26 protein-coding genes are annotated in these 26,120 nt (G+C 56.9%); 14 read left to right on the top strand and 12 right to left on the bottom strand.

What is annotated here, in order from left to right; all coding sequences use genetic code 11:
* Nucleotides 1-68 precede the first annotated feature (68 nt).
* The 4 genes from metH (at nt 69) to GYM47_RS08645 (ending at nt 7,418) form a co-directional block, all read left to right on the top strand.
* Nucleotides 69-3,764, top strand: coding sequence for a methionine synthase (gene metH / locus GYM47_RS08660; RefSeq protein WP_153843330.1), 3,696 nt, complete (start codon nt 69-71; stop codon nt 3,762-3,764).
* A gap of 11 nt (nt 3,765-3,775) precedes the next feature.
* The gene (locus tag GYM47_RS08655) at nt 3,776-5,110 is read left to right on the top strand and encodes an MATE family efflux transporter (protein WP_153843329.1); all 1,335 of its coding nucleotides are present in this window, start codon (nt 3,776-3,778) and stop codon (nt 5,108-5,110) included.
* A gap of 120 nt (nt 5,111-5,230) precedes the next feature.
* Nucleotides 5,231-6,889: a nitrite/sulfite reductase gene (locus GYM47_RS08650; RefSeq protein WP_153843328.1), complete on the top strand. Its 1,659-nt coding sequence runs from the start codon at nt 5,231-5,233 to the stop codon at nt 6,887-6,889.
* Entirely contained in the window at nt 6,876-7,418 is a 543-nt protein-coding gene (locus GYM47_RS08645) for a DUF934 domain-containing protein (RefSeq protein WP_153843327.1), read from the top strand. The genes GYM47_RS08650 and GYM47_RS08645 overlap by 14 nt, the downstream gene beginning before the upstream one ends.
* A 55-nt stretch (nt 7,419-7,473) precedes the next feature.
* Here the strand turns inward: GYM47_RS08645 and smrA are convergent, their stop codons facing one another.
* On the bottom strand, nt 7,474-8,064 hold the full coding sequence (gene smrA / locus GYM47_RS08640; protein ID WP_139527620.1) for a DNA endonuclease SmrA: 591 nt from the start codon (nt 8,062-8,064) through the stop codon (nt 7,474-7,476).
* A gap of 134 nt (nt 8,065-8,198) precedes the next feature.
* Between smrA and GYM47_RS08635 the strand changes: the two genes are divergently transcribed.
* Genes GYM47_RS08635 through GYM47_RS08625 form a run of 3 tightly spaced genes read left to right on the top strand, consistent with a single transcriptional unit; the run spans nt 8,199 to nt 9,747 of the window.
* Nucleotides 8,199-8,717: a gamma-glutamylcyclotransferase family protein gene (locus tag GYM47_RS08635; RefSeq protein ID WP_153843326.1), complete on the top strand. Its 519-nt coding sequence runs from the start codon at nt 8,199-8,201 to the stop codon at nt 8,715-8,717.
* A gap of 8 nt (nt 8,718-8,725) precedes the next feature.
* On the top strand, nt 8,726-9,355 hold the full coding sequence (gene wrbA / locus GYM47_RS08630; RefSeq protein ID WP_139527624.1) for an NAD(P)H:quinone oxidoreductase: 630 nt from the start codon (nt 8,726-8,728) through the stop codon (nt 9,353-9,355).
* Nucleotides 9,352-9,747 (top strand): DUF2069 domain-containing protein, encoded by a 396-nt coding sequence (locus GYM47_RS08625; protein WP_139527626.1) that lies wholly within the window; start codon nt 9,352-9,354, stop codon nt 9,745-9,747. The genes wrbA and GYM47_RS08625 overlap by 4 nt, the downstream gene beginning before the upstream one ends.
* Before the next feature lie 6 nt (nt 9,748-9,753).
* Here the strand turns inward: GYM47_RS08625 and GYM47_RS08620 are convergent, their stop codons facing one another.
* Nucleotides 9,754-10,440: a cytochrome b/b6 domain-containing protein gene (locus GYM47_RS08620; protein WP_153843325.1), complete on the bottom strand. Its 687-nt coding sequence runs from the start codon at nt 10,438-10,440 to the stop codon at nt 9,754-9,756.
* A 184-nt stretch (nt 10,441-10,624) separates the two neighbouring features.
* On the opposite strand from GYM47_RS08620, the gene pdxH reads away from it, so the two are divergent.
* Nucleotides 10,625-11,269 carry a pyridoxamine 5'-phosphate oxidase gene (gene pdxH, locus GYM47_RS08615; protein ID WP_139527629.1) on the top strand — a complete coding sequence of 215 codons (645 nt, stop codon included), beginning with the start codon at nt 10,625-10,627 and terminating at the stop codon, nt 11,267-11,269.
* 69 nt (nt 11,270-11,338) lie between these two features.
* Here pdxH and GYM47_RS08610 read toward each other — a convergent pair whose 3' ends face one another.
* A complete protein-coding gene (locus GYM47_RS08610; RefSeq protein WP_153843324.1) occupies nt 11,339-14,086 on the bottom strand; it encodes a bifunctional acetate--CoA ligase family protein/GNAT family N-acetyltransferase in 2,748 nt (915 codons plus the stop codon).
* Nucleotides 14,087-14,192: 106 nt separating this feature from the next.
* Here GYM47_RS08610 and GYM47_RS08605 point away from each other — a divergent pair, with 106 nt between their 5' ends.
* The gene (locus GYM47_RS08605) at nt 14,193-15,134 is read left to right on the top strand and encodes a histone deacetylase family protein (RefSeq protein ID WP_139527633.1); all 942 of its coding nucleotides are present in this window, start codon (nt 14,193-14,195) and stop codon (nt 15,132-15,134) included.
* 69 nt (nt 15,135-15,203) lie between these two features.
* Entirely contained in the window at nt 15,204-15,836 is a 633-nt protein-coding gene (locus GYM47_RS08600) for a helix-turn-helix domain-containing protein (protein WP_139527634.1), read from the top strand.
* A 14-nt stretch (nt 15,837-15,850) separates the two neighbouring features.
* Here the strand turns inward: GYM47_RS08600 and GYM47_RS08595 are convergent, their stop codons facing one another.
* The 5 genes from GYM47_RS08595 to GYM47_RS08575 all read right to left on the bottom strand — a co-directional run bounded on the left by GYM47_RS08595 (nt 15,851) and on the right by GYM47_RS08575 (nt 18,057).
* On the bottom strand, nt 15,851-16,201 hold the full coding sequence (locus GYM47_RS08595; RefSeq protein ID WP_139527636.1) for a TusE/DsrC/DsvC family sulfur relay protein: 351 nt from the start codon (nt 16,199-16,201) through the stop codon (nt 15,851-15,853).
* 3 nt (nt 16,202-16,204) lie between these two features.
* Complete coding sequence (tusB, locus tag GYM47_RS08590) at nt 16,205-16,495, bottom strand: sulfurtransferase complex subunit TusB (RefSeq protein ID WP_139527638.1); 291 nt, start codon at nt 16,493-16,495, stop codon at nt 16,205-16,207.
* Nucleotides 16,496-16,507: 12 nt separating this feature from the next.
* A complete protein-coding gene (gene tusC, locus GYM47_RS08585) occupies nt 16,508-16,873 on the bottom strand; it encodes a sulfurtransferase complex subunit TusC (RefSeq protein ID WP_139527640.1) in 366 nt (121 codons plus the stop codon).
* 11 nt (nt 16,874-16,884) lie between these two features.
* Nucleotides 16,885-17,274: a sulfurtransferase complex subunit TusD gene (tusD, locus tag GYM47_RS08580; protein ID WP_139527643.1), complete on the bottom strand. Its 390-nt coding sequence runs from the start codon at nt 17,272-17,274 to the stop codon at nt 16,885-16,887.
* A gap of 102 nt (nt 17,275-17,376) precedes the next feature.
* Entirely contained in the window at nt 17,377-18,057 is a 681-nt protein-coding gene (locus GYM47_RS08575; protein ID WP_139527645.1) for a Bax inhibitor-1/YccA family protein, read from the bottom strand.
* A gap of 160 nt (nt 18,058-18,217) precedes the next feature.
* Between GYM47_RS08575 and GYM47_RS08570 the strand changes: the two genes are divergently transcribed.
* On the top strand, nt 18,218-18,994 hold the full coding sequence (locus tag GYM47_RS08570; RefSeq protein ID WP_139527647.1) for a dienelactone hydrolase family protein: 777 nt from the start codon (nt 18,218-18,220) through the stop codon (nt 18,992-18,994).
* A 90-nt stretch (nt 18,995-19,084) separates the two neighbouring features.
* Here GYM47_RS08570 and GYM47_RS08565 read toward each other — a convergent pair whose 3' ends face one another.
* The 4 genes from GYM47_RS08565 to GYM47_RS08550 form a co-directional block, all read right to left on the bottom strand.
* Nucleotides 19,085-19,255, bottom strand: coding sequence for a hypothetical protein (locus GYM47_RS08565; protein WP_168444447.1), 171 nt, complete (start codon nt 19,253-19,255; stop codon nt 19,085-19,087).
* A gap of 102 nt (nt 19,256-19,357) precedes the next feature.
* A complete protein-coding gene (locus tag GYM47_RS08560) occupies nt 19,358-20,359 on the bottom strand; it encodes an aldo/keto reductase (protein WP_139527648.1) in 1,002 nt (333 codons plus the stop codon).
* Nucleotides 20,360-20,398: 39 nt separating this feature from the next.
* Nucleotides 20,399-21,433: a hydrolase gene (locus tag GYM47_RS08555; RefSeq protein WP_139527650.1), complete on the bottom strand. Its 1,035-nt coding sequence runs from the start codon at nt 21,431-21,433 to the stop codon at nt 20,399-20,401.
* Between the two features lie 82 nt (nt 21,434-21,515).
* Nucleotides 21,516-21,698 (bottom strand): hypothetical protein, encoded by a 183-nt coding sequence (locus GYM47_RS08550; RefSeq protein ID WP_139527652.1) that lies wholly within the window; start codon nt 21,696-21,698, stop codon nt 21,516-21,518.
* A 123-nt stretch (nt 21,699-21,821) separates the two neighbouring features.
* Between GYM47_RS08550 and GYM47_RS08545 the strand changes: the two genes are divergently transcribed.
* From GYM47_RS08545 to GYM47_RS08535, 3 genes are read left to right on the top strand one after another with little or no spacing between them, the layout of a single operon-like run.
* A complete protein-coding gene (locus GYM47_RS08545; RefSeq protein ID WP_139527653.1) occupies nt 21,822-22,487 on the top strand; it encodes an ABC transporter ATP-binding protein in 666 nt (221 codons plus the stop codon).
* Nucleotides 22,484-24,961 carry an FtsX-like permease family protein gene (locus GYM47_RS08540; protein WP_176558243.1) on the top strand — a complete coding sequence of 826 codons (2,478 nt, stop codon included), beginning with the start codon at nt 22,484-22,486 and terminating at the stop codon, nt 24,959-24,961. Before GYM47_RS08545 ends, GYM47_RS08540 begins: the two co-directional genes overlap by 4 nt.
* Nucleotides 24,958-26,118 (top strand): lipocalin-like domain-containing protein, encoded by a 1,161-nt coding sequence (locus GYM47_RS08535; protein ID WP_153843323.1) that lies wholly within the window; start codon nt 24,958-24,960, stop codon nt 26,116-26,118. Before GYM47_RS08540 ends, GYM47_RS08535 begins: the two co-directional genes overlap by 4 nt.
* Nucleotides 26,119-26,120: the final 2 nt, after the last annotated feature.

Genomic DNA, 26,120 nt, shown 5'->3' with positions numbered 1-26,120 from the left:
CCCGCTCACCTATCGACGACTATAAAAAACATCCTTTCCGACTGCGACGCTGGAGAATGTCCCCTGCCATGGCTGCTAGTGATTTGACTGCTTCCCTCACCCATCGCCTTTCCCAACGCATTCTCATTCTGGATGGCGGTATGGGCACCATGCTGCAGAATGCCCAACTCAGCGAGGAGGATTTCCGCGGAGAACGCTTCCGCGCTTGGCCATCGGATCTGAAAGGTAATAACGATCTACTTGCGTTGACCTGCCCCGATGTGGTCGCCCGTATCCACCGCGACTATCTGGAAGCGGGCGCAGACATCCTGGAAACGAACACGTTCAACAGTACTCGGCTCTCTCAAGCCGATTACGGCATGGAAGACCTGGTGCCGGAACTCAACCGCGAGTCGGCTCGCCTGGCGCGCGAGGTGTGCGACGCCGTGGCGGCGGAGACCGATGTCCCGCGTTATGTGGCCGGGGTGCTGGGGCCAACGTCGCGCACGGCATCGCTTTCGCCCGACGTCAACGACCCCGCCAAACGTAACGTCACCTTCGACGAGTTGCGTGACAACTATTACGAAGCGGCCAGCGCTCTGATCGAAGGCGGTGCCGATTTGATCATGATCGAAACGATTTTCGACACGCTCAACGCCAAAGCCGCCATTTACGCCCTCGAGGAGTTATTCGATGATCTCGATCGTCGTTTGCCGGTGATGATCTCCGGCACGATCACCGATGCCTCGGGCCGCACGCTGTCCGGCCAAACGACAGAGGCCTTCTGGAATTCCGTGCGTCATGCTAACCCGCTGTCGGTGGGCTTGAACTGCGCCCTGGGGGCCGAGGAGCTGCGCCCCTATCTGGAAGAACTCGCCACCAAAGCCGATACGTTCGTCTCTGCCCACCCTAACGCGGGTTTGCCGAATGAGTTTGGCGAGTACGACCAAACTCCAGAAGAGATGGCGGCGATCGTTGGTGAGTTTGCCCAGAGCGGCTTGGTCAACATCATTGGCGGCTGCTGCGGCTCGACGCCTGACCATATCCGCGCCATTGCCGAAGCCGTGCATTCTATGGCGCCCCGTCAAGTGCCTGAGCGCAGCAAAGCGTGCCGGCTGTCGGGTCTCGAGCCGTTCAACATCGAAGCCGACTCGCTGTTCGTCAACGTAGGCGAGCGCACCAACGTCACCGGCTCTGCTCGCTTCAAGCGCTTGATCGTAGAGGAAGATTTCACCACGGCTCTGGAAGTGGCTTTAGAGCAGGTCGAAAACGGCGCGCAGATCATCGACATCAACATGGATGAGGGGATGTTGGAGTCGCAAGAAGCCATGGTGCGCTTTTTGAACCTGATCGCAGGCGAGCCGGACATCGCCCGCGTGCCCATCATGATCGACTCCTCAAAGTGGGACATCATCGAAGCGGGCCTGAAGTGCGTTCAGGGCAAGGCAGTGGTCAACTCGATCTCGCTCAAGGAGGGGGAAGCCGCCTTCCGCGAACAGGCCACCAAGTGCCGTCGTTTTGGCGCCGCCATTGTCGTCATGGCGTTCGACGAAGAGGGCCAGGCCGATACGTTTGCGCGCAAGACCGAGATCTGCGAGCGTGCCTACCGGCTGCTCGTCGACGAGATTGGCTTCCCGCCAGAAGACATCATTTTCGACCCTAACATCTTTGCCATCGCCACGGGTATTGAAGAGCACAACAACTACGCCGTCGATTTCATCGAAGCCACCCAATGGATTCGTGAACACCTACCCCACGCCATGGTCTCTGGGGGCGTGTCCAACGTGTCTTTCTCGTTTCGAGGCAACAACCCCGTGCGGGAGGCGATTCACTCGGTCTTTCTCTACCACGCCATTCGTGCGGGCCTCACCATGGGCATCGTCAACGCGGGGCAGCTCGCAGTCTATGACGACCTGCCCACCGAGCTGCGTGAAGCCGTCGAAGACGTCGTGCTCAATCGCCGCAGCGACGGTACCGAGCGATTGCTGGAGATCGCCGATCAGTACAAGGGCGACGGCAGCGGCGCCGCCAAGAAAGAGGATCTCGAGTGGCGCAGTTGGCCGGTCAACAAGCGTATCGAGCATGCGCTGGTGAAAGGGGTCACCGCATACATCGAAGAGGATACCGAGGAAGCCCGAGCCCAGGCGGAACGTCCTATCGAGGTGATCGAAGGTCCGTTGATGGATGGCATGAACGTGGTCGGCGACCTGTTTGGGGCGGGTAAGATGTTTTTGCCCCAGGTGGTCAAGTCCGCCCGTGTCATGAAGCAGGCGGTGGCGTATCTGATTCCCTTCATCGAAGCGGAAAAAAGTGAGGACACTCAGGCCAAGGGCAAAATCGTGATGGCCACGGTCAAGGGTGACGTCCACGACATCGGCAAGAACATCGTCGGCGTGGTACTGCAGTGTAACAACTACGAAGTCATCGACCTGGGCGTCATGGTACCGACCGAGAAAATTCTCCAGGCCGCCATCGACAACGATGCCGATATCATCGGCCTCTCTGGTTTGATTACCCCGTCGCTGGACGAGATGGTACACGTTGCCAAAGAGATGCAGCGCCGCGGTATGAACCTGCCGCTGCTGATTGGCGGCGCCACCACCTCAAAAGCACACACGGCGGTGAAAATCGAACCGCAGTATGAGCACCCCGTGATTTATGTCACCGACGCATCTCGCGCCGTGGGCGTGGCAGGCAGACTGCTAGCCCCCAATTTGAAGTCGGCCTACGTGGCCGAGATCCGTGAAGAGTACGAGAAAGTCCGCGAGCGCAACGCCAAACGCCGCCCCAAAGCGGCAGACCTGGACTATACCCAGGCGCGTAAACGACGCTTTCGCACCGATTGGGTAAATCACACGCCCGCCAAGCCGAATACCCTGGGTCTGATGACCTTCGACGATTACGACCTGGAAGAGCTGGTCGAACGTATCGACTGGACGCCCTTCTTCATGAGTTGGCAACTTGCCGGGAAGTACCCAAAAATCCTCAATGACGAAGTGGTGGGCGAAGCCGCCCAGAGCCTGTTTGCCGATGCGCAAGTGATGCTACGCAAATTGATCGATGAACAGCGCGTGCATGCCCGCGGGGTCATTGGTTTATGGCCCGCCAACAGCGTGGATGACGACGTGATCGAGGTCTACGCCGATGAGAGTCGCACCAAGGTTATCGAGCGTTTGCACCACATCCGTCAGCAAACCACTAAGGGCCGTGACGGTATCTGCTACAGCCTGGCTGATTTCATCGCCCCGAAAGAGAGCGGCAAACCCGACTGGATTGGGGGCTTTGCGGTGACCACCGGACATGGCGTGGATGAACTCTCCAAAGCCTACGAGGCCGCCGGTGACGATTACAACGCCATCATGGTCCAGGCGCTGACCGATCGGCTAGCCGAAGCCTTTGCCGAACGCATGCACGAGCGGGTGCGTAAAGAGTTTTGGGGCTACGTGCCCGAAGAGGCGCTGGATAACGATGCGCTGATTGCCGAGAAATATCAGGGTATTCGCCCTGCCCCCGGCTATCCTGCGTGCCCTGACCATACTGAAAAAGCGACGTTGTTCCGCCTGTTAAACGCCACGGAGAATACTGGCCTAACGCTCACGGAAAACTTTGCTATGTGGCCAGCGGCCGCCGTGTCGGGCTGGTACTTTGCGCACCCCCAGTCGAAGTACTTCTCCACCGGCAAAATCACCCGAGATCAGGTCGAGGTGCTGGCCGAGCGCAAGCAGATGCCGCTGACCGAAATGGAGCGTTGGCTCTCGCCGGTGCTCTCTTACGACCCTAGTTGATCGACTCATCCATGACGCCGGTAGTGCGCCGTCAAGGTAAGGTCATGCGTTTGGCCCTTCCGATCATGTTGGGCATGCTTTCTCAGAGCGTGCTCAACTTGATCGATGCTGCCCTAGTGAGTCATCTGGGACAAGAGGCGTTGGCAGGGGTCGGACTCGGCGGCTATGCCATGTTCATGATGACAGCGCTGGTGTTCGGTCTCTCTTCCAGCGTCCAGTCGCAAACCGCCCAGGCAGTAGGTGCCAATCAAAGTTGTCTTACACGTCCCCTAGGGTCCGGGTTGGTCATTGGTGTGGCTGTCGGTTTACCCATCTCTTGCATCGCTTGGTGGCAGGCGTCGGAGCTAATCCGATGGATTGCTCCCTCGCAAGCGGTCACGCACATTGCCGTCGACTACTTTCGCTTGCGGATCGTCGCACTGACCGCCATCGCGCTGACGCTATGCCTGCGCGGCTACTGGAACGGGCGACAGCAAACGCACCTCTACCTTCGTATCGTCGTCGTCGTCCACACAACTAACGTTGCACTGAGCGCGGCTCTCATTTATGGGGTCGCTGGACTGCCAGGCTTAGGGGTGAACGGAGCCGCCATCGGTACGACCTTGTCACTGCTCTTGGGACTGGGGATCTGGGGAGTCATCACGTGGCGACAGTGTCAGCCAAACGCGCTTTCGATACCCTCCTGGCAGAGCATTTTGTCGACGCTGACGCTAGCGTTTCCCCATTCGCTACAGCAGCTTTGGTTTGCCGCTGGTTATGTCGTGCTCTTTTGGCTACTGGGTAAACTCGGCACGCCGAGCGTTGCGGTCGGTCATGTCTTAGTGAATCTATCTCTTCTGCTGATTCTACCAGGCGTGGGCGTTGGAGTGGCGGCCATGAGTCTTGTCGGCGAGGCGCTGGGCCGTGACGATCGGCAGGCGGCACACCGCTGGGGCATTGACGCCTTGAGCGTTGCCGGTATGCTGCTGACTGTTTTAGCGTTACCAATGCTGGTGATACCCGACACGATTCTAGGCATTTTCTTTACCAATGAAGCGTTGGTTCAGTTAGGGAGACTGCCCCTGCAAATTACTGGCCTGATGATCGTGTTCGACGCCGCCGCGCTAGTACTAGCGCAGGCGTTGATGGGCGCTGGTGCTCAGCGTACCGTCATGCTGCTCACGCTAGGGATGCAGTGGCTACTCTTTTTACCTCTGGCGTGGTGGGTCGGTATTTGGCTCGGTTACGGGTTAGTCGGGGTCTGGTTGACACAGCTCTTTTACCGGCTGCTCAACTCCACTGGCTTTTTATGGGTGTGGCAGCGCCGCCGCTGGTTAGTCCATGACACTCACTCGCAGTTCAAATAGCATTTAACGATAAAAAGATAATTATATATTCTTTTGTAGAATATGACGCCCGCGTTAGAGTGACGGTATATTACCGTCCGTCTCGACGTGACCATTTCGCTTTTAGCAGGATCGTGCCACATGTACCGTTATGATATTCACGACCAAACGCTGGTTGACGAGCGCGTAGCGCAGTTCCGCGATCAGATGGAGCGCTACCAAGCCGGTCGTTTGGGAGAAGAAGAGTTTCGCCCGCTGCGGCTGCAAAACGGCCTGTACATTCAAAGGCATGCGCCGATGCTGCGTATTGCTATACCTTACGGTATGCTGGCGGGCCATCAGCTGCGTGCTTTGGCCGAGATCACTCGCCGCTACGACCGCGGCTACGGCCACTTCACCACGCGACAAAACCTGCAGCTCAACTGGCCTGCACTGGAAGACGTGCCGGATATCTTGGCCGAGCTGGCCAAAGTGCAGATGCACGCCATCCAAACCAGCGGTAACTGTATCCGCAATACCACCAGCGACCAGTTTGCGGGGATTGCCAACGATGAAGTCGAAGACCCCCGCCCCTGGTGCGAGCTGATCCGCCAGTGGTCGACGCTGCACCCCGAGTTTGCTTACCTGCCGCGCAAATTCAAAATTGCCGTCAGCGGCGCCGCCCAAGATCGGGCAGCGATTCAGGTTCATGACATTGGTCTGCGCTTGTGGCGCAACGCTGACGGCGAGCTTCGCGTCAAAGTATTGGCGGGTGGCGGTTTAGGCCGCACGCCGATGATTGGCGACGTGGTGCGTGAGGACCTGCCCTGGCAGCACCTGCTGACCTATCTCGAAGCGTGCGTGCGGGTTTATAACCAGTTCGGTCGCCGTGACAACAAGTTCAAGGCGCGTATCAAAATATTGGTGAAGGCACTCGGTATCGAAGAGTTCCGCCGACGTGTCGACGAAGAGTGGGCGCATTTGAAAGATGGCCCCCAGACACTGAATCAAGCCGCCGTCGACGCGGCCAAAGCGCACTTCCCCGAGCCTGAGCTCCGCCCGGTGGCCGACAGCTCGGTGGAAGCGTTCGACCAACTGCGTCGTGACAATCGCAGCTTTGCGCGTTTCGTCACCAATAATGTGACCGACCACAAAGTGCCGGGTTATAAAGCGGTCACGCTGTCGTTGAAGCGCCGCGAGCATGCTCCAGGTGACGTGACTGCCGACCAGATGGACGCCGTGGCCGACCTCGCCGACCGCTATAGCTTTGGCGAAGTGCGGGTAACTCACGAGCAGAACTTGGTGCTATCCGACGTGCCAGTCGACGAGCTCGAAGCGCTTTGGAAAGAACTGGATGCCCTGGGAATGGCCAACCCCACTGTAGGCACGCTGAACGACATCATCTGCTGTCCTGGTGGCGACTACTGCAGTCTTGCCAATGCGGTCTCCATTCCCATTGCTCAGGCGTTACAAGAGCGCTTCGAAGATTTGGATTTCCTGTACGACCTGGGGCCCCTGGACCTCAACATCTCAGGCTGCATGAATGCCTGCGGACACCACCACGTTGGCCATATCGGCATTCTTGGCGTGGATAAAAAAGGCGAAGAGTATTACCAAGTCTCGATTGGCGGTAATTCAACGGACGACGCCTCACTGGGTAAAATTCTAGGCCCCTCTTTCTTCCGTGAGGACGTGCCGGGCGTGGTCGAGAAGGTGCTCGAAGTTTACGTAGCGGAACGTCACGAAGATGAGCGCTTTCTGGATACGTATCGCCGTATTGGCCTAAAACCCTTCAAGGAGCGTGTTTATGCCCAGCAATGATACCCAAGCCGAGGCAATGGAACAGACCCCTGTTCACGTCGATCACTTGATCGACAACGGCGAACTGGCCGCGGAAAATGCTTGGTGCGTCTCCTACGATGCGCAAACACTGCCCGAGCAGCGCCCTGCCTTCGTCCCCCTTGCGCTATGGCAGAACAACCAGGCTGATACAGAACTGGCACCGCTGCTAGCGAGCGACACAGAGCTCAACGCTGAGCTGGCTAGTGAACTAAAGGCAGCACCCGCCGTCGCCGTCGACTTCCCCGCTTTCACCGACGGGCGTGGGTACACCATTGCCCGCCTACTCAGAGAACGTTACGGGTTTACGGGAGAGATACGTGCGGTAGGTGACGTTCTGGTCGATCAGTTGGATTACATGCGTCGCTGCGGTTTTTCGACCATGGCATTACGAGATGATCAGCACCCAGAAGATGCTCTGCGCGCCCTCAATGCGTTTAGCGTCCGTTACCAGACCGACGTAGAAGTACGCCAGGCGCTCTTCGAAAAGCGTTTAGCCACTACCCACTAAAGACAAGCTGCATCGCTAACGCCGACAAGGGCATGCCTTTGTCGGCGTTTTTTGTTTAGCCGCGCCGTTTCTGCTGGCGCTCGCGATTATTGGCTTTAGCACGGTCGCTTTTGCGTAGCATGATCCAGGTAGCGCCGAGCCCGCCTTCAGATGGCTGGGCAGACACGTAAGCCTGCACCTCATCGAACTGAGCGAGCCACTTGGCGATATAGGAGCGCAACACGTTGGCCGGGCTGTCCACCTCCCGTCCTCGCCCATGAACGACCATTACCGAGCGAAGGTCGTGGGCATAGGCCTCCTGAATAAAGGGAAAGAGCATGCGTCGACACTCTGCTAGCGGTCGGCGAAGCAGATGAAGCTGTGCTTGCACGCTGTATCCGCCATGCTTCAATTTGTCGACCACCCCTTGTTGAATACCTTCACGGCGAAACTCGATAGGATCGAAAGGTGGCAGTAAATCGACGAAATCGTCCGAGAGAAAGTTACGCTCATCCAAACGCTCTTCGGCGCTTTCGCGTCTGGCCAACTGTGCTTCCGATGGCCGCTGACGTTGGGGACCTGTATCTGCACGATTGCGCTTTGGCAGTGGCTTCACATCACCCACTAACGCGCGGAAGTCCATTTCATCACGAAGTGACTGGCTCATAACAGGCTCCTCCGATAGGGTCTAGGCCTAGACAGCGTAATGTATCTTAGCAAAATCACCGACACTGCTTAAGACTTGTCTTATCACAGGCCGTTCTGCACCCTATACATCTACCTATCACCAAGGAAAGAGATATGAGCTGGGGAAAGCGATTAAGCGTCGGGTTGCTGGCTGGCGCGGTAGGCGTGACCGCTTGGCTCTGGCTGACCATGCTCAGCCCATGGTTCTATGAACGGCCTGATGAGCTGCCCACGATCGAACAGCGCACCCACCAAGTATTCGTTTACGGCACGCTACGTTATTGGCCGGTTCGTTGGATTGTCATGGGAGACTCAGGCTCGCCAGAGCCGGCACGCCTGGAAGGGTTCGAGCGTCATGGATTGGATCTCTCGCCGAGTGATCATAGCCATGTCGATGGTCTATTGTTGACCGTGTCACCACGCGCGCTCGAGCGCCTCGATCGTTATGAACGGCTCGGCATTCGCTATGAGCGCATAGAGCAGACACTGGCCGATGGCACCACAGCATGGGTTTATGTTCGGCTTCCGGAAGTCAGCCTGATGGATAGCGCTCCTGCCTATGGGATAGCTCTGTTACCATATGAGGCGTTGCCAGTGACCGCTCAACGCCTGGTCGCTCTGCCCACCAATTAGGATACGTCATGAGTGAAGCCAAGCCCTTTGTCTTGATTCTGTATTACTCCCGTTCAGGAGCTACGGCAGACATGGCCCGCCAACTAGCAGCGGGCGTCGAGAGCATTCCCGGTATAGAAGCGCGACTGCGCACGGTACCTTCGGTTTCCCCCACCTGTGAAGCCGTCGACCCAGAGATTCCCGCTGAAGGGGCAGTCTACGCCGACCTGAACGATTTACGCCACTGCAGCGCACTAGCGTTGGGTAGCCCTACGCGCTTTGGCAATATGGCCGCGCCACTCAAGTTTTTTCTCGACACCACTAGCAGTCTTTGGATGAACGGCGCGCTAATCGACAAGCCCGCCTGTGCGTTTACCTCGACGTCTAGCTTGCATGGCGGCCAAGAAAGCACGTTGCTGACCATGCTGGTGCCACTTTTGCATCACGGTATGGTCTATGCGGGCATCCCCTACAGCGAGACGGAATTACTGAGCACTCAGCATGGCGGCACGCCTTACGGGGCCAGCCATGTGGCTGGCACACGCAGTGACCGACCGGTTGACGAGCACGAACGAGCGTTGTGCCAAGCACAAGGAAGACGGCTCGCCAAACTCGCGTTAGCCTTACATAAAATGCGCCAGGAGACGTCGTCATCATGAGACAGTGGTTAGAGACGCTGGAAGATAAACACGGACTCGACACGTTGACGCGACAAGCACGACTGTTAGTGCTCGTCAGTTTTGGCGTGCTGCTTCTGCTGGTGATTTATCGTGGCTTCTTCGTACAGGGCGAAACGTTCAATTGGCGACCCGTGGTGGCGTTCATTTTGCCTTTGGTGCTGTTCTTGCCATCGATCATTGGTCAACGTGCCCGTGGGCACGCTTGGCTTGCCTTCGTCAGCTTGCTCTACTTCACCCAGGGTGTGATGTTGGCGACCTTGCCAGAACAGGGAATGAGAGGCGTATTAGAAGCGCTTGTATCGCTGGCGCTCTTTACGGGCTGCATGGGCTACGCGCGCTTTCGAAGCCGACAACTCCGTCTTAACGGTTAAACGATATCAATAAAACCATAGCCAGCCACTGACGCCTGATGCGATCAGCAGCGCCCCAACGGCGTAGCAAGTTTGCCTGCGCGACGAGACGGGTTTTGCGTCGACGGGCGGGCTATGAAATCTTTTCACTCCCGTCAACATGGCGGGAATGAGCCGCTCGCCTTGTAGCGTGTGCCAAAGTAGCCCTGCGACATGCAAACCAATCAACACTAACAGTAGATCGCTATTGAGTGAGTGTAACTGAGCGAGCAGATCGCCCATGTTAGCGCCTAACACTCCGTAAAGCGGTGCCTGAAAGAAAATATCATCGCTCAAGAACAGCCCACTTAACGCTTGAAATCCAAGCGACACTAGCAACAGCACGACCATCCACCCGCCGAGCGGATTATGGCTGGCGTAGGGAGATGCGCGCCGTGCCATTAGCGCTTTGCTATAGCGTGCGGTAGTCCTAGGGCCATATACGAACGTACTAAAGCGAGCATAAGGGGTGCCCACCCAGCCCCAGATCAAGCGAAAAACGAGTAACCCAATGATCAAATAGCCCGCCTGAGCATGTACTTCCAGCGGAAATAGAAAGGGCTGACCCATTGTTTTAGTGGTGTAGAAAGAAATAATCACCGCTGCCAGCAGGGACCAATGAAACAAGCGAATGAACGCATCCCATACGGCTATGCGTGTCGTGCGGCTCTGCATCGCGCTATCCTCAATCTTCGTACGGGTATATTTTCGCATTTATGGCAATATTCTCATAGAAGGATTCCGCGAGCGCTCCAACGCTGTGTCACTGGGCCATCCTGAACGAACAACACTTGAGCTTTAGCGTTAGACCAGCGAACATGACCTCAATGTAATTTATCACCTCAGGGGAGCTTCACCGATGACACGTAACATTGCCGACGTCAGGCGTGACTACGAGGGCGGGCGTTTGGACGAAACGCACACCTCCGACGACCCATTCGTGACGTTCGATGAGTGGTTCAGTCTGGCCCTTGACAGCGAAGGTAAAGATGGCAATGCCATGACGCTCTCTACGGTCGACAGTCAGGGTCGTCCCCATGCACGCGTTGTGCTGCTGAAAGGGTTCGACGAGCGAGGCATGGTGTTTTTCACCAACTATCATAGCCATAAAGGTAGCGAGCTGAGCAATGTGCCCTATGCCGCTCTCACCTTTTGGTGGCCGTCTCTATCACGTCAAGTGCGGATAGAGGGCCCGGTGGAGCAAGTTTCCGCCGAAGAGTCGGATGAATACTTTGCCAGTCGCCCACGCGGTAGTCAGCTCGGTGCTTGGATTGCCACCCAAAGCGTGGTGATTCCTGACAGGAACTGGATCGAAGAGCGTCAAAAGCGCTTCGAACAAGCTTATGAAGGCCAGGATATTCCCCGCCCTATTCACTGGGGAGGCTATCGGGTAAACCCGGAAATGATCGAGTTTTGGCAGGGGCAGCCCAGCCGCTTGCACGACCGACTGCGCTACGAACGGCGCGACGGCGGTGAGTGGAGCCGCTTCCGTTTAGCGCCCTGATGCCCAGGCGCAAGACGTAACACTCAAACGGTCTGCGGGTGACAAGCCACAGACCGTTCATTGGAAGGGTCAATCCGGTTGACTCTCCAAACGATGGCGCTGCCACTCGCTGTCGGGTTCATTCAGTCGCAGTACGGCATCGATCACCTGCTCTTCCATATTGTAACGGCAACGAAAACCAAGATGTTTCATCAACGCTCGCATGGGGTGATTATCCACCATGATCTTACCGATCATTTCGAGCGTGCCTATACTGGTGCAGTAGTCGATCATTTTCTTCATCAGTAGACTGCCAATGCCCAGTCCCTGAAGATCATCCCGAATGATCACGGAGAACTCGGTGCGGATATTGTCAGGGTCGTTCCATACCCGAACCACCCCCAACATCTCCTTACTGCCATCATCGTGCTGATGCTCCGCGATGAATGCCATCTGACGGTCATAGTTGATATGCGACAAAATCGACAAGTCGCGCTGGGTAAGGTTCGACTTGTTATGGAAGTAGCGGAAACGGATGCTCTCCTCTGAGAGCTGCCGGTGAAAGGTGGTGATCAGTGGTGCATCCTCTGCGCGGATGGGTCGCACTTCTACCTGCCAGCCATTTTTCAACGTCACCCACTGACGAAGCTCTTCCGGGTACGGCATGATCGCAAAACGCGCGGGGTGCCCCAGATCCATGGCAAAATCCACTGCCAACATACCGTCGCGGTTCAACAGCAATGGATTGAGCTCCAGGCCACGTAAATCGGTCAAATCCGACGCCATTTGGGAAAGTTTGACTAGCAACTGACATAGATGCTGGATATCCCGCTCGGGGTCGGCGGAGTGCTCGCGGATCAAAGAGGCCGCATGGGTGCGCCCCACGACGTCGGAGGCGAGGCTCATATTGAGCGGGGGCAACGCCACCTGCCGGTCAGCCAACACGTTGACCTTATAGCCCCCGATACCAAACACGATCAGCGGCCCAAATACCGGGTCCCGGGTGATGCCTGCACAAATCTGCATCGAATGTTTGCCCCGCTGCATCGGCTGCAAACAGTATTCGCGAATGGCATGCTCGGGAAATTTCTCCTGCACTTTATCGTCTAATTGCCTCACCCCGTCGGCGACTTGTTCGGGCGTCTCTAAATCTTGCAGTAACCCAGCGGAAATCTTATGCGGATGCTTGCGGTAGCGATACGGCCGACAGTTTCCTTCGTGAACCACTTTCAGCGCCTTTGGTCCTGGAAAGCGTTCGGCGACCACCAAGGCTTCTTCTGGTGAGTTCACGTAGGCGCTGGGGGCAGTGGGTATACCATAAGCTTCCAATACTTGGGCGGTTTCAGAGTGAGCGAGAGTTTGGCGGCCCTGTTCTTTTGCTTGCTTGATCAGCGCACGACACTCGGCGCGAATCTCTGGGCTCGTGGAAAACGGCAGGCTGGGCGGTATTTCATGCAGCAACGCCTGAACGCGCTGATAATCCACCATATGCATAAAGGCCTTCACCGCTTTTTCAGGTGACGTATAGGTAGGAATACCCGCGAGGTTGCAGACATGTCGCGCATTGAGCGCCTCTTTCAAACCCATCCAACTCGTGAGTAAATTACGTTTGAAAGAGCGACGGTGATCGATGAGCGCTTGGGCCGTGACCTGGGAAGGCGCTAAACGTGTAGGTGCATGAACGACTAGGACGGCATCGACGTTCGGGTCAGCGGTGACGATTTGCAGCGCCTCAACAAACCGCTCCGGAGTCGCGTTTCCGCCCAAGTCCACCGGGTTTTCGCCGGGCTTGCTCATATCGACTTGACTTTTATGTAACGCCGCTTGGGTTTCGGGGCTGAATTCAGCCAGCTTGCCACCCGCGCTAATTAACTTATCGATGGCCAGCATGGCAGGCCCAAGTCCATTGGAGACGATTGCCAAGCGATCACCGCGTAGCGGTTTCATACGTGACAGCGTTTCTAGGGCATCGAGCATTTCATCCGAATCGTTGACACGCACCACGCCGGCACGTGCAAAGGCGGCATCGAACACGACATCGCGATTGGCAATGCCCGGCGTGGGCGGCATACCAGATATGTCCGACTGAGCGGTGCGACCACTTTTGATCGCCACCACGAGTCGGTTGCGTGAGGCATCCCGGACAGACGTCATAAAGTGCTGGGCATCCGTCACCCGCTCGAGATGTAGAAGAATCGCTTGCGCAGGCGAATACTGATTGACGTAGTCGATGAGATCCGGCAATAACACATCGACACTATCGCCAACGGTAATGAGGTGAGAGAAGCCCACATCTCGGCCCGCTGCCCAGTCGATCATCGCATTGGCCAGCATTCCTGATTGGCCTAGATATGCCACGCGCCCCGCCTTGATCGGCTGGCTGGCATACGAAGCATTGAGTTTTTTTCCCGGTACGATTAGCCCCATACACTCCGGGCCTAGAACGCGGATGCCGGATTCACGGGCAGCCTGCAGCATGCGCTGGCGTATCGACCCCTTGCTGCCCTCCTCACGGTCTAGGTACGCACCCCCGGAAAGCACCAAAGCCGCCTTCACACCGTACTTACCCAACTTTTTAATCAGTCTGGGAACGCCCTCAATGGGCGAACACACGACGGCGAGATCAGGAATGTCGGGCAGTTCCTCCACTGTACGTACGCAATCTACGCCAAACACCTTTTCATAACCTTTCAGGTTAACGGCCCAGAGCTTGCCTCTGAATTGGCCATCTTGCAGGTTGCCCAACACCAAACCACCCAAAGATTCTGGCTTTTCAGAGGCACCGAACACCGCCACCGAGCGAGGTTCGAAAAAATGATGCAGAAAGCGTGTGCTCACGATGCGTCTCCCTCTGACATGAATGACTAATGTGTACGACTTATTGACACTGTCGCGCAAGCCCTCGAGGCGATTAAGGTGATGCTAACGTTACCGGAGCGCTCGAATGATCACTGCCTACCTTACCCACCCCGACTGCGTATTGCATCATATGGGGCCAGAGCACCCTGAAAGTCCCTTGCGGCTAGAGGCGATTCGGGCGCGCCTGTCACTTTCTGGACTGTTACAGCAAACCATGCAGGGTGATGCCAAAGAGGCGAGTGACGAGGCGTTAGCCAGAGTTCATCCTTTGCGCCACCTTCATGCCTTGGAGAAATGCCTGCCTAGCGAAGGAATCGTGACGCTGGATAGCGACACCATGATGAACCCGGATAGCTTGAAAGCAGCGCGTGTAGCCGCAGGTGCCGTCATTCGGGGCGTGGATCAGGTGTTCAAACGGCAAGCGGATAACGTCTTTTGCGCCGTGCGCCCCCCCGGCCACCATGCCGAAGCAGCCGATGCCATGGGCTTCTGCTTTTACAACAACATTGCCGTGGGGGCCGCTCATGCAAAAGCAACCTATGGTGCTCGACGGATCGCCATTCTCGATTTCGATGTTCACCAGTGCAACGGCACCATCGACATTTTTAAGAACGATCCAGACGTGCTCATTTGCACCAGCTTTCAATACCCGTTTTATCCTTGGCGTTACTTGCGCAGCGAATGGCAAAACGTGGTGAATACCCCGCTGGAAGTCGGTACCGGCAGTGAAGAGTATCGACGGGTCATCGAACGTCATTGGCTCCCCGCACTGCATGCCTTCAAACCCGACCTGGTAATGTTATCGGCAGGGTTCGATGCTCATAAAGAGGACCCAATGGGCGATATTTGCTTAGAAGATGAAGACTTCTATTGGGTAACGCACCTGGCCATGGAAATTGCGGCGCTTTATGCCGACAATCGCGTCGTGTCCGTACTAGAGGGAGGTTACAACCCAACCTCCCTTGCCAGCAGCGCCGAGGCGCATATCAAAGCGCTTTTGGGACTCCCCTTCACCGATGCTCCCTAGTGGCGCCCTGAGCGCAAGAGCTGTGGTACCATGCGGCGTTCATGTTGCCCTCTACCTCACGTGACCGTTATGACCGCCACTTCTGAAGAGCACGCAGCGCTGCGCATCGCGTCAGGGCGAAAGCCGTTCGTCGAACCACTACGGTTGGGCGAACGGCTCAAACAGATTCGACTAGCTAATCAATGGACGCTGGAGGACGTGAGCCAGCGCACCGGTATTGCTCGTTCTACGCTTTCTAAAATCGAGAACGACCAAGTCTCGCCAACGTTCAGCGTAGTACAGAAGCTAATGAGCGGTCTCGATATCGATCTACCGCAGCTTTTTACGCCTCCCAAGCGCGAGCGCTACACCATGGGACGTCGCGATCTGACGCGTAAAGGAAAAGGCCAACTGCACCCTACCCCAACTTACGAACATGAACTGCTGGGCCATCAGCTCGCGCAAAAGCGCATGATCCCATTTAAAACGATCGTTCGAGCACGCAGCTTTGACGAATATCATCAGTGGGTACGGCACGATGGCGAAGAGTTTTTGATGGTACTGCACGGCGACATCATGCTTTATACGGAATTCTATGCTCCGTTAGTGCTAGCGGAAGGAGACAGTATCTACTTTGACAGTGACATGGGCCACGCCCTAGTCTCTACCAGCCAAGAAGATGCGGTCGTGCTATCAGTATGCACCCGCGGCGATCTGGTATAACCCTGTTCAGTCGGCTATAGACAGTTCGTTGGCTTAGGTAACCCAGCAATACGAGCCAAACGTTTTGGCGGGCTGCCGGGGAATAAACGCATCAAATAGACCGAGCGCCCTTTTTCCTCGCCTAGGGCTTGCTTGGTGGCTTTGACCAATGGGCGCATCGCCGGCGCCATTTCGTAGCGCGTATAAAAATCCCGAACCACACGAATGAGCTCCCAATGCTCCTCCGTCAGTGCTAGCCCTTCATCCGCAGCTAATAACGCGGCAACGCTATGGTCCCAGTCGCTTTGCTTAACTAAATAGCCCTCAGGGTCTATTTTAACTTTTTGGGTTGCATCGAGATAACGGTATAAACTTGTATCGTTCATTAGTCAGTACCACGATAAAATCTTCGTATGCTGCTCGGTCAACGCAACAAACCCTCTCATATCCAGCCATCGATCTTGAGGAACGGGGGAAGCTGGATATACACCCCGAGATATTGCGTCTTCCTCCAATATGAACACGTGGATATCATTTTCCAGGTGCCAGCCCCGCCAATTAACGTGCAGTAACGCTTGAACGGCATCTTCGATGAGCAAAATACTATCGCCGTCGGCAACGGTGAGGAGCATCTGTTCTGCGGGCTCGCTATGCGTGGGCTTGTTCAAAATATGTAACATGGCGCTGCCCTTTCAAAAATTCATCACTTGAGAGTGGCGATGTAACAACTCGGGCAACCCCTCGTCGGCCACTACAGTCGCCCCCTCTACTAGCTGGTCGACTTGCAAGTGCAGCGCATCCAGCGCGCTTTGTGCCACTAACAGTTGATCGATGTCGTACATCTCCAGCATATCGATGGTCGGTAGCGTCGCCTTCTGCCCTGGCGCACCCGTTTTTTGCTCTTTTAGCAGGGCCAGTACACCCTGCCCAAGAAACAGTAGACTGACCGTTTGGCCAAACGCGGCCGCTACCAAAGCCACGTCCAGCCCCTCTCGCAGGGCATTGGAGCTATACGGCGCATGACGAATGATCACCAGCCGCTCTTGTTCATGACTCATCGTACTGCTCCCTACGCAAAAGTGATCACACGATCGCAACGCTGTTGAAGGGCGAGCAATTGCCCCAGGCCGGTCAATTCGAACGGCGCTTGTAGGTTGAAGTGCGTTTGGCCATGGCGCTTGGCCTCGGTCTCGCTCATTATCCCCCGGCGCAGCGCGGCAGCAATGCATACTTCCAGTGCAACGCCATGCTCGTGGTGCAACGCAATCCACGCATCACGCATGTTGAGTTCGTCTTGTGGCGGAGTCATTAACTGTGAAGCGTTATGAACTCCCTCTTGATAGAAGAAAATTCCCGCCACTCGGTGACCTGTATCAATGAGCGCCTTGGCAAAGCGAAGTGCCGAGTGCGGTGCTGCACTGGCGTAAGGCGCGCCCATGACCAATAAGCCGTACTCCATTGTATCGTCTCTTACTGAACCCGTGAAAAAAACAGACCCTACCTAGTAGGGTCTGTTGTCTGTTGGGGATGCCGCGTCAAGTGACAGCCTGCATGCTAACGATCAGTCGTTGCTCATGATACCCAGAATAGAGAGCAGGCTGACGAACAGATTGTAGATAGAGACGTAGAGCGTCACCGTGGCGAGGATGTAGTTCGTTTCACCAGCGCGGTGCACGATTTCACTCGTTTGATAGAGGATCGCGGCAGACGCAAATAGCACGAAACCTGCAGACACCATTAGCGACAGCGCGGGGATGTTGAAGAAGATACCCGCCACCATGGCGAGGATCAGCACGATGGCACCCGCCATCAGGAAATTACTCAAGAAGCTGAAGTCTTTTTTGGTCGTCAGCGCCACAGCAGACAGGCCAATGAACGTCAGGCCGGTCATGGCCAGAGCGTTCATGATCAACGCGCCACCGTTAGGCAGCGTCAAATAGGCAGAAATAATCGGCCCTAGGGTAAACCCCATGAAGCCCGTAAACGCAAAGGTTGCCAGCAGACCTGCCGCGGAGTTGGCGGTCTTGTGGACCAAGAACATCAAGCCATAAGCCCCAATGAAGAACACGAAAATGTTCATCTGCTGGATACCCATGGCCACAGAAGCGCCCGCCGTGACAGCCGAAAACAGCAGTGTCATCGCCAAAAGAGCGTAAGTGTTGCGTAACACCTTGTTGGCACTAGCGCCGCTCACCACACTCTGGGGTTGCGTTCTCGCCGTGTTCGAATCGTTAAAAGCCATGTATCTATGCTCCCTAGTGGTCATACTATCAACGGACAAGGATGCCGTTAGCTAGTTCCAGACGCAAGTCTTAGTCTTCCACGCTAAACATCCGCGTTTGTGTCTCTCCTTTCGATTGGGTTGACTATGCTTTAACTCCTACACCCACTTGGACAGATCCATGCGCCATAAAATTCCTACTTCATTTACTTGCTTCGGCCTTTTGACACTCGCGTCGCTGTCGTTCGCCACGACGGCTAATGCGTATACGCCCAGTGGAGAGGACGTTAGCTACGATGTAAACGGCGAACGTTTCGAAGGCTATTTCATCTCAGGGGGCGACAACGCCAAGGGGAGCGTCATCATCGTCCACGATTGGGACGGTATAGATGATTACGAACGACAGCGCGCCGATATGCTTGCAGAGCAAGGATACGATGCGTTTGCCGTCGACCTATTTGGGGCAGGCAATCGTCCCCAGGCCACTGAAGACAAGCAGGCAGCCACACAAGCCCTTTATCAAGACCGCGAACGCATGCGAACGCTGACACTAGCAGGGCTCGATCAAGCACGAGCATCAGGCGCCGCCACACAGGCGGTCATCATGGGGTATTGCTTTGGTGGTGCAGTCGCCCTAGAGATCGCTCGCTCGGGCGAAGCCAACGATATTGCTGCTTACACGAGTTTCCATGGCGGACTAGACACACCCGATGGGCAAGCCTATTCAAGTGACACGCCGCCGATTTTCATTGCTCATGGCGGTGCTGATGAGGCAGTGAGCCTAGACGATGTGGCAACTCTAGCGGAGGAACTGGAAGCCGCGGGAGTGACGTATGAAGTCGGCATCTATTCGGGTGCACCGCACGCGTTCAGTGTCTTCGGCAGCGATCGTTACCACCCACGTGCCGATGAGCAGTCCTGGGCAACGTTCAATCAGTGGCTAGAGGAGATGCTGTAGACACACGGTAGAAGGTCACCGAATAAAAAAGGGTAGCCGATGCTACCCTTGTTCGATGCCCGAAGGCTCGGCTTGTATGCCATGAAATGCTTACAGCAGCGGCGGCTCGTGATCGTCGCCATCTTCTTCTTTTTGCGGTGTGACGACCGTCGACGTGACTTGGCGAGCATCTTGAGCGTTATAAAGACGCGCATCGATAATACTCAGCACGCTTAACTGTGCTAACAACACCGCAAAACAAACGATTAAGCCTTTTAACATGGTCGTGGCCCTTTGCCAGACGAAACGCTCGTCTGAATGATGAGAATAGTAGCGCAGGGCCAATAGAAAGCAACGCGGCGCTCAAAATAAATGGCGCGTCTACTAGGCGAATTCTTCGGTGTCGATATCCGCCTGCTGTGCTTCGTTGTAGCGCGCGCCAGCGACGTCGTTGGGACGCATCATTTCGTTGAGCAGCGCAAGGTCTGGCTCGCTCAACACCAGCTGTTCAGCTCGTAGATTTTCCCGCATATGGGTGACAGAGCGTGTTCCGGGAATCGGCACGACATGCCTTCCCTGCGCTTTTACCCACGCCAACGCCAACTGGGCGGGAGTGATCTCCAAGCGGATTGCCACGGCCGTGAACTGCGCCAGCAGCGTGAGGTTATGGTGACGATTATCGCCATTGAAACGCGGCATTCCGGCGCGCATGTCGCCTTCGGCAAAGACGGTATCGGCATCGATGGCGCCGGAGAGAAACCCTCGACCCAAAGGGCTAAACGCCACCAGCGCCGTCCCTAGGATTTGGCACGTCTGGCTCAAGGCGATCTCGGGATTACGCGTCCATAGCGAGTATTCGGACTGCACCGCCGCAATGGGATACTCGGCGTGCGCCTTACGCAGCGTGTCGGCCGAAATTTCTGAAAGACCGACGGCCCTGATTTTACCCTCCTCGACCAGCCGCCCCAGTGCGCCCACACTCTCCTCGATGGGCACTTGGCGATCCATACGATGAAGGTAATAAAGATCCAGATGATCGGTTTGCAAGCGCGCCAGGCTCTCTTCACATTGGCGGCGCAGCGTCTCGGGCCGCCCGTCGATCACTCTTTTGCCGCTCTCTGGGTTCATGGCCATGCCGCACTTGCTAGCCAAGAAGAATCCTTGCCGTTTGGACGCGAGCGCCTTACCCAGCAAGCGCTCGTTAGCCGTCGCACCATATAGCGTGGCCGTATCAAAATGGCGATATCCCATTTCGAAGGCCTCGTTAAGTGCTCGTATGCCCGCTTGCTCGGGCACGTGTTGCCCATAGCCATGGGATAAATTCATACAGCCAAGCCCAATACGCGGCGAGGCCACTTCTTTCAAACGATCATAAAACGCTGACATACCACTCCTCACTCAATAGGCAGACCATCAATAGAAAGATCACGACGCTATCGTCTGCCTGGACTGCAAGATTGCACAAACAGGCACCTGTGTCCCCAGCCAATCCGGCAAGCGGTGTTCGAGATAATATCGCGGCCGCCAAGGGGCGCCCTCGATGAAACCAACATGGCCGCCACTGGCCCAGAGTTCCAGCGTCACACACTCTGGTATCATATCGGCCTCGGGTACGCTGTGCGGGTAAATGAAGGGATCGTCTTGGGCGTGCACGATCAGCGTCGGCACTTGAATGGCTGATACGAAGAAGGCGCTACTGCAGCGTCGGTAATACTCCTCAGCGCTGGCAAAGCCGTGCAAAGGGGCCGTGACGCGACCGTCGAAATCCCAAAACGTTTCCATTCCGTCCAACGTTTCCAGAGACGTCAAACGCTCAAGCTCTTGCTCTCGGCCCTGCGTACGGAAAGCTCTCTGTTTGGATTCCACATAATGACGCAAACCGCGTAGAAATCGCGCCTGGTAAACCCTCGAGAAGCCATGGCGAATTCGTTCGGCACAGTGGTCCAGCCGAAACGGTACCGATACCGCCACGGCGGCTCGGAGCATGCTTTGGCTGCCTGTCTCACCGAGATATTTCAACAGCACGTTCCCGCCTAGGGAGTAGCCCACGGCCACGAGCGGCTTATTCGGATAGCGTGCGGCTAACTGCGTGACGATATCGGCAAGGTCTTCGCTGGCACCGGAATGATAACCACGGGCTCGATGATTGGGTTCGCCGGAGCAGCCGCGCCAATTGACCGCCACACTTTGCCAACCCTGCTGGGCCAGCGCCTGCTGCTGGCCTAGAATGTACAGCGATGACGAGCTCCCGGTGAGGCCATGGAGTAGAATAGCGCAGCGCGTCGCTTCCCCTCGTGGCCCGTACCAGTCCAGATCGATGAAATCGCCGTCCTCCAGTGTGATACGCTCTCGATGACGCTGGAGCCGAGGCGTGGCTCGAAAAAGAGGGCTATACAGCGTTTGCAGATGCCCGCCGGGTAGCCAACGCGTTGGACGAAAAGTGAAAGGGGAAGAGCGCATGCCATGAGTACCCGCCGAGAAAATCGTCGATCAGCTTAGCAAATTTTCGATAAAAAACGGCGGTTGAGCGCTCTTCTCAGTTCTAATCGTCGACATCGACTTTACGTAAATCATCGACGGCCACCCCGCTTGGCAACTCCTCTGGTGATGCAGGCAGCCAAACCGGTGATAGATCACTATCTTCACGACCGTCTTTATGGGTATGGCCAGGAATGCGATACACCACCTGCTCATGTCGATGATCCCACGCGTAAATCCTTTCCATATGCGCTCCTTGTGACTTTGAAACTTTTCGATAGGGTCATGCACGCAACGATAGACCCGTAACGCCCGAGAGGATTCCCTGTGCTTTGCTATAGTCAGGCTTCCTCTCTCCTAGGAGACACCTATGCTTGCTCTGCAACGGCTTCGTAAAACCTTCAGCACGCCTCAGGGCAAACTCCAGGTACTGGGTGGGGTCGACCTCCATCTAGCCCGCGGCGAAAGCCTCGCGCTGATGGGCGAGTCCGGTAGTGGCAAGTCCACCCTGCTCCATCTTGCCGCTGGCCTGGATACACCCGATAGCGGTCAAGTCGTTATCGATGGCCAGTCACTCTCCGAGCTCAATGAAACCCAGTGTGCCCTTCTCCGCCGTCAGCAGTTAGGGCTGGTGTTTCAGCAATTTCACCTCGTGCCGAGCCTGAACGTAGCCGACAACCTAAGCTTGCAGGCAAGGCTAGCAAACAAAGAAGATCCTGGATGGAGCCGTCATTTAATAGAGCGGTTAGGGCTTGCCGGGCGTGAAGCGCACTACCCCGAACAGCTTTCCGGGGGCCAGCAGCAGCGGCTTGCCATTGGGCGAGCGCTCGCCGTGCGCCCGTCGCTACTGCTGGCCGATGAGCCCACCGGCAATTTAGACGAGCAAACGGCAGGGCGCGTGCTGGAGCTGCTGCTTGAACTGGTCAAGGAGACCCGCTGCGCGATGTTGATGGTGACGCACAGCGGCCGCGTTGCTGCGCCACTGGACCGCTCCCTGCGTTTACATCGGGGCCAACTTCAGGACGCTGTCGCATGATGGGACACGTACTGAGGACACTGCTCAGCCACTATAAGCGCCACCCGACGCAGTTGGCGATGCTACTAATAGGTTTATGGGTCGCCAGCGCGCTATGGAGCAGCGTGCAGGCGATTAACACCACTGCAAAAGAGAGCTATGCCCGCGCTAGCGCACTGTTCACTGCAAGCAGCGATCAGCTCGACCGCTTGGACGGCGCACCGCTGAGTATGGACGACTACCTAGCGCTACGCCGGGCGGGACTGCCTGTTTCACCGCTGCTCGAAGCCACGATCCTCCACCAGGGCACCACCCTAACGCTACTGGGTATCGACCCCTTCACGCTCCCCTCCGGTGACGGCACTAGCTCGCTCACAGCGTTCATGACACCTCCTTGGCAGACACAGCTCGCAGCGGACTCCCTACCCTCCATTGGGCTGAACCGCGCGGACGCGCCAGGCGCAACCCCCCTCCTTGGCGGATACCACTTACCGCCCTTAACGCTGCGTAATGATCTCCCTCCCGGCACACTGGTCATGGACATTGGCGCGCTATCTGCGCTGCTTGGCGAGCGGGCAACGCTTAGCTTGGTCGCCGAACCAGACGCCATTAGGCAACCCCCTAGCGGCTACCGAATGACCCGGGCGGCCAGCGTGGCCTCACCGGGCCAGTTGACCGATAGCTTCCATCTCAACCTGACGGCACTGGCTTTTCTTTCCCTGATCGTTGGACTATTTATCGTCCAAGCCACGCTTGGCTTGGCCATGGAGCAGCGGCTGGCGACGATGCGCACGCTACGGGCACTGGGAGTACCGGCCGCTACACTTACTGCCGCCATATTGTTGGAACTTTTAGTGTTAGGTGGCATTGGTGCCGCCGCCGGATTGGTCAGCGGGCTGTGGCTGGCAGGTAAACTCCTGCCTGATGTCGCTAGTACGCTAAACACACTCTATAGCACCGAGGTGCAGAGCGCCTTGAGCCTGCCTTGGCATTACTGGCTTGGAAGCCTCGCCATCACACTGGGTGGCTTGTTGCTTGCCGGTAGCGGTACGCTATGGCGTGCCGCCACGCTCAATGTGCTTGCCTTGGGCCATGACCACGCTTGGCGAAGCAGCTATCAGCGCCAGCTACGCCGCCTCACCATTGCGGGGGGCGCTGCAGCACTCACGACACTGGGGGTGGCACTCTGGTTGAGCAGACTTCCTAGCGGCAGCGGCTTACTGCTGAGTTTTGGACTCGTCGCGGCTCTGCTACTGACCTGTGCGCTCTGCTTACCGCCGCTTCTTGACATCTTACTACGCTGCTTGCAGCGCATCTTTCGCCGCGCCGCCCTGCTGCAATGGTCCGTGGCCGATATGCAGCGGCAGCTTCCTCGACTATCGCTGGCCATGATGGCACTTCTCATCGCCCTGGCTACGAATTTAGGGGTGAGCAGTATGGTCGGCGGCTTTCGGCTGACCTTTTTAGAGTGGCTGGACCAGCGTCTCACGGCTCCCCTATACATTAACGCCGCTCCCTCGACCCTAGCGCCCCTCAACATGTGGCTTCACGAACAAGCGAGCGTGTTGGACACTCTTCCCACCGCCAGAGGCACGGCGGAGGTACTCGACGTGAGCACGGCGTCCGCGCATCAAGCCCCTCCAGCAGGCGCTGTTTCGCTCTTCGGGATCCATCCCATACCCAGACTGACCGACTACTGGCCCCTGCTAGCCACCGAGCGAGGCATCTCTGTAGCTTGGCAAGCACTGCGCGAAGACGACGTATTCATCAACGAGCAAATGGCGTTTACCTATGGCTTTGTCCCCGGGGACACTCTGACACTCGCCACTCGACAGGGCAGCCAGGAAGCGACCATCGCTGCGATCTACCCTGATTATGGCAACCCGCAGTCGCAGATCGTCATGACCGTCGACGCGCTAACCCAACGCTTTGCGGGTGAGCTGGCTACCGTGGGGGTGGCTCTGCGAACCGACGCAGACGAAGCGCGGTTTCGTCGCGACCTCATGGATACGTTCGGCCTGTCAGGTGAGGCGCTGGTGGACCAGCAGGAGATCAAGCGAACGGCGAGGCAAATTTTCGAGCGCACCTTTACTATTACCCGCGCGCTCAATGCACTTACCCTCGGCGTGGCCGCCTTGGCACTGCTGGCCACACTGCTGGCCCAGGCGCATCAGCGCCAGCGTCATCTCGCCGCGCTATGGGCGCTGGGAGTGCCACGCAGGACGTTGGTGGTGCTACCGTTGATGCAGTTAGGCGGACTCTCGCTTCTCACCGGGCTATTAGCCCTACCGCTGGGCATTGCGATCACTTGGCTGTTGGTGGCCGTCATCAACGTCGCGGCGTTTGGCTGGCGATTACCGCTCCAACTGTTTCCCAGCGACATCATGACGATGTTGTTGACGGCGGTCGGAGTGGCACTGCTTGCGGCCATCCTTCCCTGCTGGAAACTCTGGCGCAGCGCGCCTAGCACGTTGCTCAACGAAGGAGTCACATGAACAAACGCACCCAGCGAGCGTTGCTGACCGCGTGGATGATCGGCATGGCCACCCTGCTGGTGGGCTGCAGTGAGCCAAGTGACATGTCGTCCCCCCAAGCCGGCTTTGCCGGACTGGGAGCGGAGGCAGAAGGTTACGCCCAGGCTAGCGCCGAGACGCCGCTCGTTTTCCCCGACGACCACGGTCCCCATCCCGACTACCGTATCGAGTGGTGGTATCTTACTGCCAATTTGGAGGATAGCGTCGGCCAGCCGCTAGGCCTTCAATGGACGCTCTTTCGCCAAGCACTGATGCCCCCCGATGAGCGTCCAGCGCCTATTGAGTGGGCCAGTGACCAAGTCTGGATGGCTCACATGGGATTATCTAAAGGGGGCACGCATTTGGCGGCGGAACGCTTTGCTCGCAGCCACAGTGAACAGTCCCAGGGTCAGGCGGGCGTCACGGCGTCGCCGTTTCAAGCTTGGATAGACGATTGGCGCTTTCAAAGTCCCGCCTCCGCGAACTTCGAGCACTTCACCCTTAGCGCCTACAGCAGTGAGGGCAATGAGCGCTTTGGCTACGCGCTAACGCTGTCGGCAAAAGGCCCGCTGGTGTGGCACGGCGACAACGGATTCAATGCCAAAACCGTGCAAGGCCAGGGGTCGCATTACTACAGCCAGCCCTATCTACAGATCGAAGGAAGCGTCACACTCAATGGCGAACAAACGAGCGTGACCGGCAGGGGCTGGCTGGACCGCGAGTGGAGTAGCCAACTACTCACCGCGGAGCAGACCGGTTGGGATTGGTTTTCCCTGCACTTGAACGATGGGCGCAAGCTAATGGCCTATCGGCTACGGGGCGGCGGAGAGAACGGCGGCGACTACTCGTTTGCCCATCTGTTCGACGCGAATGGCCACACCGAGCAGATAGGCTCCCAGGAGATTACCCTGGCCCCGCTTACGACCGAGCGCGTCGCGCAGCGCGATATACCGACGACCTGGCAATTGGAAATGCCCAACGCCGGGTTGGATCTCACGATCGAGGCCCGCCATCCCAATCGCTGGATGCCGACCACCGTGCCCTATTGGGAAGGGGATGTGACGGTGCGAGACACCATCACGCAAGAGGCGCTAGGAGTCGGCTATCTAGAAATGACCGGCTACGCAACGAGCAAATGAGC

It is taken from the genome of Vreelandella piezotolerans, assembly GCF_012427705.1.
In the GTDB taxonomy this organism is placed as follows: Bacteria; Pseudomonadota; Gammaproteobacteria; order Pseudomonadales; family Halomonadaceae; genus Vreelandella; species Vreelandella piezotolerans.
This window is presented reverse-complemented; position numbering and strand designations above follow the sequence as displayed.